Source organism: Hoeflea sp. AS60 (assembly GCF_038900115.1).
In the GTDB taxonomy this organism is placed as follows: Bacteria; Pseudomonadota; Alphaproteobacteria; order Rhizobiales; family Rhizobiaceae; genus Hoeflea.
The window spans coordinates 173,681-186,258 of record NZ_JBBMQP010000001.1 but is presented as its reverse complement, the minus strand read 5'-3'; the positions used below and the strand labels follow the sequence as shown (position 1 = coordinate 186,258).

Sequence of the window (12,578 nt, the reverse complement as noted above, 5' to 3'; positions counted from 1 at the left end):
CTGACCCAACATCATGATCCCAACAAAAAACGCCAGGGAGCGTTGGGAACATGAGCATCGAACAACGCGAGGCGCGGCAGCCGTGGATCCTGCTGACCCCGGCACTGACGGCGATCGGCCTGCTGCTAATCGTGCCGCTTGTGTTCATCATCGTCTATTCGTTCTGGCTCAAGAGTGCTGCGGGCGCCGATACGCCGGGCTTTTTTCTCGACAACTGGCAAGAAGCGCTGACCGACCCTTTCTATCGCGATATCCTGTTCAATACGCTGAAGATTGCAGCCGTCACCACCGTCGCCTGCGCGGTGCTGGGATATCCGGCGGCCTATTTCATCGCCCGCTCCAAAGGCAACAAGATGGTGCTTCTGGTGCTTCTGATGCTGCCGTTCTGGATCAGCTATATCATTCGTACGATGAGCTGGATCAACATCTTAGGTGTGTCCGGTGCGCTTAATTCGGCATTGATGTGGGTCGGGCTCATCAATGAGCCGATCCAGATGCTGTACAACGAGACCACCGTGATCCTTGGCCTCACGCATTTCCTGCTGCCGTTCATGGTACTCAATATTTTTGTGAGCCTAGACGGCATCGATACAAATCTGGAAGACGCGGCCTCATCGCTCGGCGCAACGCGCTGGCAGGGGTTCTTGCAGGTCACGCTGCCATTGTCGCTACCAGGCCTGGCCGCAGGTGGGCTGCTCTGTTTCGTTCTGGCTGCGGGCACCTATATCACGCCGGTGATCCTCGGCGGTCCGCGCGATGCGATGTTTGCCAACCTCGTCTACGAGGCGATCATCAGGCAGCTCAACTGGCCGCTCGGTTCGGCGCTTTCGCTGCTGCTCCTGATGGTGCTAGGCGTGCTGGTACTCATTTACAACCGCTATCTCGGCATGGCGCAACTGGCGAAGGGGCTTGGCTGATGGGCTGGCGTCTGATCCGCACCTACACAATCCTGGTCTACCTTTTCATGTTCCTGCCGATTGCGGTGGTGGTGCTCCTGTCGTTCAACGCCAATCAGTTCGGCAGCTTTCCGATGACCGGGTTGTCGACCCGCTGGTTCGAGGTGCTGTGGAACAACGATGCCATCATGCGGGCATTCCGGACCTCGATCGTGCTCGGCCTGTTGACCGCGGTGATCTCGACCGTACTTGGAGTTTTGGCCAGTCTGGCGCTGGTGCGGTATAAAATTCCGGGCCGGAACCTGATTACCACGCTGCTGATCGCGCCGATCCTGGTCCCCGAAGTGGTGTTGGCGGTGGCATTGCTTCTGTTTCTGAATTTCCTCAATTTTGGCAAGAGCTTCACGCTGCTTTTGCTGGGCCATGTCATTTTCACGCTGCCCTTCGTCATTCTGGTTGTGCAGGCGCGGCTGGTCAGCATCAAGCGGGATGTCGAGGAAGCGGCGCTCAGCCTCGGCGCATCGCCGATGCAGACCTTTTTTGCGATCACGCTGCCGCTCTTGATGCCGGCGGTGGCCGCGGGCGGACTGTTCGCCTTCACCATCAGTTTTGATGACATCACGGGAACTCTGTTCTGGAAGCCGGGCGGGATTGAAACCGTGCCGACGCAGATTTTCTCGATGCTGCGCAATTCGATCTCTCCCGAGATCAACGCTCTTGGCACGGTCATGATCGTGCTGACGGTCGGGCTGCCGCTGATTGGTGCGGCGATCGCCCGAAGCCTTGCAACAAGAAGCGGTGGGTAAACCGCCAACTGAACCTGAACCAGAGATGGAGAACAAAATGGACGACACAAAACGCTATGAACGACTGCGCGAGCGGTTTCAGAACGGCGATATCAGCCGCCGCAATTTTTTCGGCCTCCTCGGTGCAGCGGGCGCTGCCTATGGTCTTCAGATGCCCTTCGCCAAGCAGGCGTTTGCCGCTGGTGATGTGAGCCAGGTTCGCTTCGATGGGTGGGGTGGCGTTGTTTCGGAAGCTTTCCGCAAATATGCGTTCGATCCCTACACCGCAAAGACCGGCGTCAAGGTCGTTGACGGTACGTTCCCGGGTGGTGATGAATATCTTGCGCTGGTGCGTGCCAGCCAGCCGGGTGAATACAACATCGCTCACCTGTCCGGCGTGTTCGATTATGCCCGTTACGCGAGCTTCGATCTGACGAGCGAACTTAACGTCGCCAACATTCCGAACATGGACAACGTCATGCCGGCGTTGATGGACGCGTTCAAGACGATCACGCCAGACAGCCTCAGCGCAGCGCCTTATGACTATGGCACCACGGGGCTCGCCTATAACCGCAAATATATCTCCGACGAGGAGATGAAGGAAAAGGGCGCAAAGATCCTCATCGACGAGAAATACAAGGGCAAGATCGGCGGCTGGAGCGACTGGCGCACAAGGCTTTGGTATGCGGCACTGCAGACCGGCCAGGACCCCAACGACATCAAGGACATGGATGCAGCCTGGGATGCCGTGCGCAAGCACCGCGATCTGGCGCTGAAATACTGGGCTTCCGGCGCCGAGCTGATGAGCCTGCTGGCCGAGGAAGAAATCCATGTCACCGAAGGCTGGTCCGGTCGCATCTACGCACTTCAGGAGCAGGGTCACGACATCGGCTATTACGATCCGCCGAACGGTTTTGGCTGGCAGGAATGCCTTTTCGTACTCAGAGGCAGCCCGATGGCGGCATGCGAGGAACTGCTCAACTTCATGCTCGACAAGGACACCTCGATTGCGGTGGCCGAAGGCCAGAGCTACCCGCCTGCGCTCGACCCGACCAAGGTCGATCTCGGCGCCAAGATTCCGAAGCTGCCGGCCTTTGATGCGACCGGCACGCTAGCCGGTCTGACCTTTGCCAATCCGACCTACTGGAATGGCAACGAGGCTGACTGGTCCAAGGAATTCGGCCGCGTCCAGCGCGGATACTAAGTCTACATCCGGCCCCGTCACGAGGACGGGGCCGGCCTTTTCCGTAACCGGAGGCATGATGCTGTGAGCGCCGTATCCTTAAGCAATATCGTCAAGCGCTTTGGCGACTATACCGCCGTGCACCAGATGTCGCTGGATATCGCGGAGGGCAGTTTCGTCACTCTGCTCGGGCCCTCTGGCTGCGGCAAGACAACAACGTTGCGCATGATCGCGGGCCTGCTCGACCCCAGCCAGGGCGAAATCGCCATCAAGGGCAAACGGGTCAATGATGTACCTATTCACAAGCGCAACCTGGGTCTCGTTTTTCAGAATTACGCGTTGTTTCCGCACAAGACGGTTGCAGAGAATGTCGCCTTCGGCCTCAATTATCGCAATGTCTCAAAGGATGACGCCAAGCGCAAAGTGGCGGCGGCGCTGGAACTGGTGCAATTGCCCGATCTCGGAGGGCGCTATCCGAAGGAACTTTCCGGTGGCCAGCAGCAGCGCATAGCGCTGGCGCGCGCCATAGTGATTGAGCCTGACGTGCTGCTGCTTGACGAGCCGCTTTCGGCGCTAGATGCCAACCTCCGCGAGGACATGCGGGTTGAATTGAAGCGCATCCAGCAAAGCATCGGAGTGACCACCGTGTTTGTCACCCATGACCAGACCGAAGCGTTGGCGATGTCGGACCAGATCATCGTCATGTCGGAAGGTCGGGTTGAGCAGATCGGTGCGCCGGAAGAAGTCTACAATACGCCCGCGACCGAATTTGTCGCCAAGTTCCTCGGCGCCTCGAACCTGCTCTCTGCGCAGTGCAAGAGCGTTTCTGGTGGCGACATCGCGCTCGAACTGGCCGATTTTCCGCAAATTACAATCCCGAAGGATCGCGCTCCGAGAGTTTCCGGTGCTGGACCGGTGCGGCTGGTGATCCGTGCTGAGAAGCTGCACCTGAGAGCTCCAGGAACGCCCGCTGATGGTATGCTGGCGGTCGATGCAATCGTCGAAAATGTCGATTACCAAGGCCAGTCCGCGCGTTACTTCGTGCGTGTAGGCGATCATCAGATGCAGGCCATCAACATGATCGAGGACCACCCCTTTGCCACAGGCGCAAAGGTGGTGTTGCAGTTCCGCGCCAAGGACTGTGCTGCGCTTCCGGTGGGGAGCCTTTCGTGAAACCCGAGAGCCATCTGTTTTACCAGACCCGCGCCCGACGGCCGGTTCTGGCCGAAGCCCGCGGCGTCTATATGTGGGATGTCGACGGCAAACGCTATCTCGATGGCTCGTCCGGTGCCATGGTCTCAAATATAGGCCATTCAAATCCCCGGGTTCTGGATGCCATGCGCCGGCAGATGGAAAAGTCGACTTTCGGCTACAGGTTGCATTTTGAAACCGAAGCAAGCGAGCAGCTCGCCAGCAAGGTGGCCTCGCTCTCGCCTGCAGGCATGGAAAAGGTGTTCTTCGTTTCCGGTGGATCGGAGGCAGTCGAAAGCGCGATCAAGCTGGCGCGCCAATATGCGGTGACGGTCGGTCAGGGATCGCGCTGGAAGGTGATCTCGCGTGATCCGAGCTACCACGGCTCCACGCTGGGTGCATTGGCGCTGACCGGATACGCGCCGCTCTCCGATCCGTTTCTTCCGATGATGCGGGCGATGCCGAAGATCCCGGCGCCCCGCGCCTATCTCGATGGTCTGGCGATTGATGATCCGGCGACTGGCGCCCATTACGCGTCGATGCTGGAAGCGAAGATTATCGAAGAGGGGCCAGACAGCGTGCTGGCCTTCATCCAGGAGCCCATTGGCGGCGCGTCTACCGGGGCGCTTATTCCGCCGACCGGTTACATGCAGGCGGTGCGCGAGATTTGCGACCGATACGGCGTGCTACTGATCCATGACGAAGTCATGTCGGGGGGAGGCCGCACTGGCAAATTCATGGGCGCCGAGCATTTCGGCGTCGAGCCAGATATCATCGCGATCTCGAAGGGCTTTGGTGCCGGATACGCTCCGCTCGGCGCGATGATTGCTCAGGACCGGCTGATCGATCCGGTCCTCGATGCCGGCGGATTTCTGCATGGTCACACTTATGCCGGTAACCCGCAGGCCTGTGCCGCGGGTCTGGCCGTGCTCGAGGAAATCGAAGCCGGCGGATTGATGCAGAATGCTGCCCGTATCGGTGCGTTGCTCAAGGCGCGGCTTGAAAATCTGATGCAGCGGTTTTCCTTCATTGGCGATGTGCGCGGCGAAGGCCTGCTGCTGGCCTTTGAGCTGGTGGCAGACCGGCAGACGATGCAGCCGCTGCCCAAGGAGCTCAATGCCTACCTCGAACTGGTGGAACTTGCCTACGCGGAAGGCCTAATCATCTATTCGCGGCGCACGCGGGGCGGCATAGAGGGCGACCATTTTCTGGTTTGCCCGCCGATGATCATCACTGAAGGTCAAGTCGATGAAATCATCGACATGCTGACCACGGCGCTCGACAAGTTCGCCGCCAAGGCCGGACTTGCGGTCGAGACGGTCTGACCGGAGATCTGCATGTCGAAAATCATCATCTCCTGTGCCGTCACCGGCTCGATTCACACGCCTTCAATGTCGCCGTATCTGCCGGTGACCGCCGAGGCGATCGCAGAGCAGGCTATCGGCGCCGCAGAAGCAGGCGCTGCAATCCTGCATTTGCATGCCCGCGATCCGCAGAACGGGCAGCCATCGGCTGCCGTCGAGCACTTCATGGCCTTCCTGCCTGCCATCAAGGCAGCGACCGATGCCGTGGTCAATCTCACCACCGGTGGCAGCGCGGTGATGACAATGGAACAGCGTCTGGCCGGTCCTTTGGCAGCGGAACCGGAGATGTGTTCGCTCAACATGGGCACAATGAATTTCGCGCTCTATCCGATGCTCGGCAAACGCACCGAATGGCTGCATGCCTGGGAAGAACCGTTTCTGCGCGAGTCTGATGATCTGGTCTTCAAGAACACGCCAAGGGACATCGAAAGCGTGCTTCGGCTGATGGGGCAGGAGCGCGGGGCGCGGTTCGAATTCGAATGTTATGATTTGAGCCATCTGCAGATGCTGCGACATTTTGTGGATCGAGGACTTATCCGGGCTCCGATCTTCGTCCAGTTCGTCATGGGAGTACTGGGCGGAGTGGCTGCCGAGCCCGAGCATCTGGCATATCTGAAGCAAACCGCCGACAACCTGTTTGGTGACGACTACATGTTTTCGGTGCTTGCAGCCGGTCGCCAGCAAATGGCATTGGCAAAGCTCGGCGCAACTATGGGCGGCCACGTGCGGGTGGGGCTCGAAGACAATCTCTACATCGCGCGCGGTCAACTCGCCAAATCCAATGCCGAGCAGGTGGAGATGGTGCGCGAGATCGTCGAAGCCGTCGGTCGCGAGGTAGCAACGCCCGATGAGGCACGAGCGATGCTGGAGCTGAAAGGCAAGGACAGGGTGAGGTTTTGAGGATGGATGAGATCAAAATCAGGCAGGCAGTGCCAGCAGATGTTGCAAACCTGAATAGGGTGCTCAGTCAGCTGTCGTCCGACATGGGCGACGAGCATCGTGCCGGCGAAGCGGAAATTGCTCGCTTCTGCTTCGGTGCAAACCCGGTTTTCCATGCGCTTCTGGCGGAGGCCGCAGACGGAACCATTGTCGGCGCAGCGGCTTATTCGCCGTTCTTCTCGACCGTCAATGGATCGGTTGGCATCTATGTTTCCGATCTCTGGGTGGCTGAACAGATGCGAGGCAAGCGGCTTGGCCAAGGGCTTCTGGCCGCAGTTCGCAAGGCCGGGATCGTTGCCTGGGATGCGGGCTTCATCCGGCTTGGTGTCTACCAAGACAATCCAAAAGCGCTGGCCTTCTATGAGCGCATTGGCTTTGTCCCGGCCGCCGATACCCAATTCATGACGCTGGCCGGCAAGGCATACGAGTCACTGGGAGATGAGGCATGAAGGCGATTTTCCATGAGCGTCAATGGGCGCATGATCCGAAGCACTTCATGGCAAATGGCAGGCTCTCGGCCAATCCCGAGCAGCCGCAACGCATCGAGGAGTTGAGCCGCGGCGCCCGGGCGGCCGGGTGTGATTTCGTTGCGCCGACTGATCATGGGGTGGGCCCGATCGCGGAGATCCATTCGCCCGAATACCTGACCTTTCTTGAAACCATTCATGGCCGCTGGCTGCGCACCGAGGGGGCTTCCGAGGAGGTGGTCCCGAATATCCATCCCGACCGGCGCACCGCCAGCTATCCGAGTTCAGCTGCCGGACAGGCGGGCTTCCACCAGGCTGACACGTCCTGTCCGATTGCTGCTGGAACCTGGCAATCTGCCTATTGGTCAGCGCAGACGGCGTTGGGTGCCGTGGACACGGTGCTCGGAGGCGAGCCTCAGGCCTATGCCTTGTGCCGTCCGCCCGGTCACCACGCGTTCGGCGATCTGGCCGGCGGGTTCTGCTTTCTCAACAATTCAGCGATCGCGGCACAGGCACTGTTGCGAGCCGGCCGCCGTCCGGCAATTCTCGACGTCGACGTGCATCACGGCAACGGTACCCAGGGTATCTTCTACCAGCGTCGTGATGTCCTGACGGTCTCGATCCACGCCGATCCGGCACGGTTCTATCCGTTCTACTGGGGCCACGCCGCGGAGCGTGGGGAGGGCGAGGGAATGGGATACAATCTTAATCTGCCATTGCCTCGTGGCACGGGGGATACAGACTATCTTGACGCACTGGATTTGGCGCTGGCCCGGATACGGTCTTTTGGCGCCGATGTGCTGGTGCTGGCGCTTGGGCTTGACGCGCATGAGAACGATCCGTTCCATGGCTTCAAGGTGACGACGCCGGGTTTTGCGCAGATTGCTTCGGCGGTTGCGGGACTGGACCTGCCAACAGTCATCGTACAGGAAGGCGGCTATCTGTCCTCCAATCTGGGCGACAATCTGACGAGCTTTCTCAACGGGTATCAGGCAGGATGAGCACGAATTTCGACATTCTGGTGATCGGCGGCGGCATTGCCGGCATCAGCGCAGCGGCCCGCCTGGCGCCTGACGCGAACGTCACCGTGCTCGAAGCCGAGCCGGTTATCGGCCATCATTCGTCTGGCCGCTCGGCGGCGATCTTCATTCGCAACTACGGCAATGCCACCTTGAGGGCACTGAATGCGGCGTCGGCACCGTTCCTGGCATCGCCGGAAGGTGTTTCCGAAACCAGTCTGCTATCGCCCCGTGGCGAAATGTTGCTGGCGACAGATGAGGATCTGACCAAGTTCAATGCCTATCTCGATGGCAGCGAGGGTCTGGAACGATTGTCGCCGGCCCAGGCGTTTGAGCTTGTTCCGATTCTGCGGCAAGACGCCATCGCCGACGCTGCGATTGAATGGGACGCGCAGGACATTGATGTTGATCGCATGTTGCAGGGCTTTGCTCGCAAGCTGCGGAGCCTTGGCGGTAGCATAGTCACCGGTGCTCCGGTTCAGTCGATTACCCGCCGCGATGGGATCTGGACCGTGATCACGCCAGCGGGAGATTTCACAGCGCCGGTGCTGATAAATGCGGCTGGTGGTTGGGCGGATGCCGTAGCCCGGATGGCCGGTGTCCGTACTTCGGGTCTGGCGCCTTTGCGGCGTTCTGCTGTGCTGATCCCGGCGCCCGATGGCCATGACATCAACCGCTGGCCGCTGTTCGCCAATGCGGGCGATCAATGGTATGCCAAGCCGGAAGCAGGCAAGCTGATGATCTCGCCGGCGGATGAAGATCCGGTCGAGCCGCATGATGTCTGGGCCGACGACATGGTAATTGCCGAGGGGCTGCACCGCTACGAGCAGGCCGTGACCACTCCGGTCACGAGGGTCGAGCATACGTGGGCCGGCATGCGCACCTTTGCTCCGGATAGAACGCCCGTGGTTGGCTTCGCCTCGGACGTGGATGGTTTCTTCTGGCTGGCAGGGCAGGGCGGCTATGGTATGCAGACGGCGCCCGCTTTGTCGCAACTTGCTGCGGATTTGTGTCTTGGACGACTATCGCCGTTGGGCCAGACCGTAATAGAAGCGCTCAGCCCCGGTCGGGCGGTATTGAAATTACAACAAGGACAAAACACATGAGTGATATCAAACGCATCGAAACCGGCCCACGCATGAGCCAGGCTGTTGTCCATGGCGGTCTGGTCTACCTGGCCGGCCAGGTCGGCACTGCCGGTGCAAGCGTCACCGTGCAAACCCAGGACATCCTCGCCAACATTGATCGGCTGCTGGCGTCGGTTGGCTCTGACAAGAGCAAGATCCTGCAGACCACGATCTGGATGGCATCGATGGATGATTTTGCCGAAATGAACGCTGTCTGGGATGGCTGGGTTTCGCAGGGCAATGCACCGGCGCGCGCCACTGGCGAAGCCAGGCTGGCCACACCTGAGTACAAGGTAGAGATCATCTGCATCGCAGCGATCTGACCTCAAAGGCCGGTAGATGCCGAGGCATTGATTCCGGCTCCCGATCCCAGCCAAATGGCTATCGGGTGATTTGACATGCCAACGCCGCGCGTCACCATTGATGCGCGGCGTTTTGATGCGCGGTGTGCTGAGGACGTCTGGAAATGCTCGCGACCCAGGTGGAATCTGTGCCATAGTCCGGGTCTTCCCAAGAAAGCGATTCCATGCCGCAATCCCCAAATCTTGCCGACCCTATGCTTGCCACGAACGGTGCTGAAGATCCCCTTTCCATCCTGAAGCGGGTCTATGGTTATCCGGCTTTTCGGGGGCGGCAGGCAGAGGTGGTCGATCAGGTTGTATCGGGCGGTGATGCTGTGGTGCTGTTTCCCACCGGCGCCGGGAAATCGCTCTGTTTCCAGATCCCGGCGCTTTGCCGTGATGGTGTCGGTATCGTGGTTTCGCCGCTGATTGCGCTGATGCGTGACCAGGTCGAGGCGCTCAAGCAGCTGGGTGTTCGTGCGGCAGCGCTCAATTCCTCGCTGACGCGCGAGGAGTTCATGGATGTTCGCCGCGCGATTGCCAGCGGCGAACTTGATCTTCTCTATGTGACCCCTGAGCGGATTGTCACGCCCGCCTTCAAGGACATGATCGGCAATGCCCGGATTTCGCTTTTTGCGATTGATGAGGCGCATTGCGTGTCCCAATGGGGCCATGACTTCAGGCCGGAGTACCGCGAACTCGGAGATCTTGGCGAGGCCTATCCGGGCGTGCCGCGGATGGCGCTGACGGCGACCGCTGATCCCCATACCCGTGAAGACATTATCGACAAGCTGGCGCTCCGATCAGCCAAGGTTTTCACCACGTCGTTTGACCGTCCTAATATCGCCTACGAGATTGTCGAGCGCGACCAGCCGCGCCAGCAGCTTCTGCGATTCCTTGAACGCCACAAGGGCTCGAGCGGCATCGTCTATTGCCTGTCACGCGCCAAGGTAGAGGACACGGCGGAATGGTTGAACAAGCAGGGCGTCCGAGCCCGCGCCTATCACGCCGGGATGGCGCGTGAGGTTCGCGATGACAATCAGGACGCCTTCCTCAAGGAAGAGGGTCTCTGTCTGGTCGCAACCGTTGCCTTCGGCATGGGCATCGACAAACCGAACGTCCGCTACGTCGCCCATTTGGATCTGCCAGGCTCGGTCGAGGCCTACTATCAGGAAACCGGTCGCGCGGGGCGTGATGGTCTGCCATCCGATGTCTGGATGGCTTACGGCATGGCTGATGTCATTCAGCGCGGACGGATGATTGATGGTGGCGGGTCGAGTGAAGACATCAAGCGGGTGGAACGGTCCAAGCTCAATGCATTGCTTGGCATCTGCGAGACTTCGGGTTGTCGTCGGCAGGCGATCCTTTCCCATTTCGGCGAGGCGCATCAGGGCAATTGCGGCAATTGCGATACCTGCATCAAGCCGGTTGAAACCTGGGACGGAACCGATGCTGCGATCAAGGCGCTGGCGGCTATCTACCGCACCGGCGAGCGCTTCGGCACAGGGCACCTGATCGATGTTCTGACGGGCAACGAGAACGACAAGACCAGCCGTTTTGGTCATGTCGACATGCCGGTGTTCGGCGCAGGCAAAGATATTCCGGCAAAAACCTGGCAGTCGGTCTACCGGCAACTGCTGGCTAGCGGCCTGGTCAGTGTCGATCACGAAGCCTTTGGCGCGCTGAAGCTCGGGCCAGATGCTCGCGCCGTTTTCAAGCGTGAGCGCGAGGTGCGCTTTCGCAAGGACCGCCCGACCAAGGGAAAGGCGGCACGTGGCGCGTCGTCAAGTTCATCGACTGCAAAATCCGCGCTGGAAGAAGCTGACATGGAGCTCTTCGAGGCGCTTCGCGCGGCACGCATGGCGATCGCCAAGGAGCTGTCGGTGCCGCCCTATGTGGTTTTTCCGGACACGACGCTGGTGGCATTTGCAACCAACCGGCCAGAGGATCGCGAAGCGCTGCTCGGCATTTCCGGGGTAGGGCAGTCAAAGCTGGAGCGTTACGGGGATGCCTTCCTGAAGGTGATTCAGGCGCACCAGAGATAGGTGCTCCATCACGTTTTGTACGTGGAAAAGCTCTTGTCTTTGTTGTGCTTTGAAGCCGTAGATCAGTCTCTCGCGCTAAGAACCCAATCGTTCAGTCTTGCCGTGGGCTAGGGTCGCTTGGCGAACAATCTCGGATATCTGTAACAGCTGTCTGGAAAGCGGACTTGTCTTGCGCCAGATCATGCCAATGGTTCTTGATGGCTGTGGGCTTTTGAAGTGGGCAATGGAAACCGGCGCGGAACGGGTTTCCACCACGATTGCCATCTCCGGTATGAGCGTCACTCCCAGACCGGCGCCGACCATCTGCACCAATGTGGCCAGCGAACTCGCATCGAGCATTTCCCGCGGCCGCGACGATTGAATGTCGCAGAAGGACAAAGCCTGATCGCGAAAACAGTGGCCTTCCTCGAGCAGAAGAAGTTTCATCTCGCGCAGGTCTTCATGACCGGGCACAGGCTTGTCCTCGTCACCGACCGGGCGAACCAGAACGAAATTTTCTTCAAACAGCGACACCTCGGTCAATGAAGGTTCCGAAACCGGCAGGGCAACGATTGCTGCATCGAGACGACCGTCAGCCAGTTCGCGGACCAGAATGGGCGTGAGCGACTCGCGGATCTGGATATCAATGTTGCTATTGGCGAAGGTCAGCTTCGTGATGATATCGGGCAGCAGGTAGGGGGCTATGGTCGGGATCACGCCTATCCGGAGGCGTCCAACCAGATGATCCCGTGAAGCACGAGCCAGTTCGCCCAGTTCATCGACTGAACGCAGGATTCCGCGAGCGCGGATTGCAAACTCCTCTCCGAAGTTTGAAAGCCTGACCTGCCGGGCGCCACGCTCGAACAGCTCGGTTCCGAGTGTTTCCTCAAGCTCCTTGATCTGCACCGACAAGGCCGGCTGGGAGATAGAACAGGCATTCGCTGCACGACCGAAGTGGCCATGTTGCGCCAGCGCCTCGAAGTAGCGTAGCTGTTTGAGTGTCAGATTTCTCATAGTTTCAAATTATCAGAGTGATCAATAAAAACAACTTATCCCAATGACATGGCTTTGCTACACTGAATTGACACATGGAGGAGATATCGCTGATTCCTATTGCCTGTCCCAGTGGCAGGCAGGTTCCTGGACAAACGTCCATGGGCCGGACGCAGCGATGCGGTTTGAGCCATTTTCACACGGCTTACCGCCTTCCGGAAAAAATTTGGCAATAGCCATCTGGACCAA

Annotated in this window: 12 protein-coding genes; 11 read left to right on the top strand and 1 reads right to left on the bottom strand. The window is 59.3% G+C overall.

What is annotated here, in order from left to right:
• Positions 1 to 50 precede the first annotated feature (50 nt).
• The 11 genes from WNZ14_RS00800 (at position 51) to recQ (ending at position 11,357) form a co-directional block, all read left to right on the top strand.
• Complete coding sequence (locus WNZ14_RS00800) at positions 51 to 917, top strand: ABC transporter permease (RefSeq protein WP_342866719.1); 867 nt, start codon at positions 51 to 53, stop codon at positions 915 to 917.
• Positions 917 to 1,702 carry an ABC transporter permease gene (locus WNZ14_RS00795; protein WP_342866718.1) on the top strand — a complete coding sequence of 262 codons (786 nt, stop codon included), beginning with the start codon at positions 917 to 919 and terminating at the stop codon, positions 1,700 to 1,702. The genes WNZ14_RS00800 and WNZ14_RS00795 overlap by 1 nt, the downstream gene beginning before the upstream one ends.
• Positions 1,703 to 1,739: 37 nt before the next feature.
• The gene (locus WNZ14_RS00790) at positions 1,740 to 2,885 is read left to right on the top strand and encodes an extracellular solute-binding protein (RefSeq protein WP_342866717.1); all 1,146 of its coding nucleotides are present in this window, start codon (positions 1,740 to 1,742) and stop codon (positions 2,883 to 2,885) included.
• 63 nt (positions 2,886 to 2,948) lie between these two features.
• On the top strand, positions 2,949 to 4,037 hold the full coding sequence (locus tag WNZ14_RS00785) for an ABC transporter ATP-binding protein (RefSeq protein WP_342866716.1): 1,089 nt from the start codon (positions 2,949 to 2,951) through the stop codon (positions 4,035 to 4,037).
• Complete coding sequence (locus WNZ14_RS00780) at positions 4,034 to 5,380, top strand: aspartate aminotransferase family protein (RefSeq protein WP_342866715.1); 1,347 nt, start codon at positions 4,034 to 4,036, stop codon at positions 5,378 to 5,380. The genes WNZ14_RS00785 and WNZ14_RS00780 overlap by 4 nt, the downstream gene beginning before the upstream one ends.
• Positions 5,381 to 5,392: 12 nt before the next feature.
• Positions 5,393 to 6,319: a 3-keto-5-aminohexanoate cleavage protein gene (locus WNZ14_RS00775; RefSeq protein WP_342866714.1), complete on the top strand. Its 927-nt coding sequence runs from the start codon at positions 5,393 to 5,395 to the stop codon at positions 6,317 to 6,319.
• 2 nt (positions 6,320 to 6,321) lie between these two features.
• Positions 6,322 to 6,807 (top strand): GNAT family N-acetyltransferase, encoded by a 486-nt coding sequence (locus tag WNZ14_RS00770; RefSeq protein WP_342866713.1) that lies wholly within the window; start codon positions 6,322 to 6,324, stop codon positions 6,805 to 6,807.
• Positions 6,804 to 7,826, top strand: coding sequence for a histone deacetylase family protein (locus tag WNZ14_RS00765; RefSeq protein WP_342866712.1), 1,023 nt, complete (start codon positions 6,804 to 6,806; stop codon positions 7,824 to 7,826). The genes WNZ14_RS00770 and WNZ14_RS00765 overlap by 4 nt, the downstream gene beginning before the upstream one ends.
• Positions 7,823 to 8,950, top strand: a complete 1,128-nt coding sequence (locus WNZ14_RS00760) for an FAD-binding oxidoreductase (protein ID WP_342866711.1) — start codon at positions 7,823 to 7,825, stop codon at positions 8,948 to 8,950. The genes WNZ14_RS00765 and WNZ14_RS00760 overlap by 4 nt, the downstream gene beginning before the upstream one ends.
• On the top strand, positions 8,947 to 9,294 hold the full coding sequence (locus WNZ14_RS00755) for a RidA family protein (protein ID WP_342866710.1): 348 nt from the start codon (positions 8,947 to 8,949) through the stop codon (positions 9,292 to 9,294). Before WNZ14_RS00760 ends, WNZ14_RS00755 begins: the two co-directional genes overlap by 4 nt.
• A gap of 203 nt (positions 9,295 to 9,497) precedes the next feature.
• Positions 9,498 to 11,357 (top strand): DNA helicase RecQ, encoded by a 1,860-nt coding sequence (gene recQ / locus WNZ14_RS00750; protein WP_342866709.1) that lies wholly within the window; start codon positions 9,498 to 9,500, stop codon positions 11,355 to 11,357.
• A 75-nt stretch (positions 11,358 to 11,432) separates the two neighbouring features.
• On the opposite strand, the gene WNZ14_RS00745 is transcribed toward recQ, so the two are convergent.
• Entirely contained in the window at positions 11,433 to 12,350 is a 918-nt protein-coding gene (locus WNZ14_RS00745; RefSeq protein ID WP_342866708.1) for a hydrogen peroxide-inducible genes activator, read from the bottom strand.
• Positions 12,351 to 12,578: the final 228 nt, after the last annotated feature.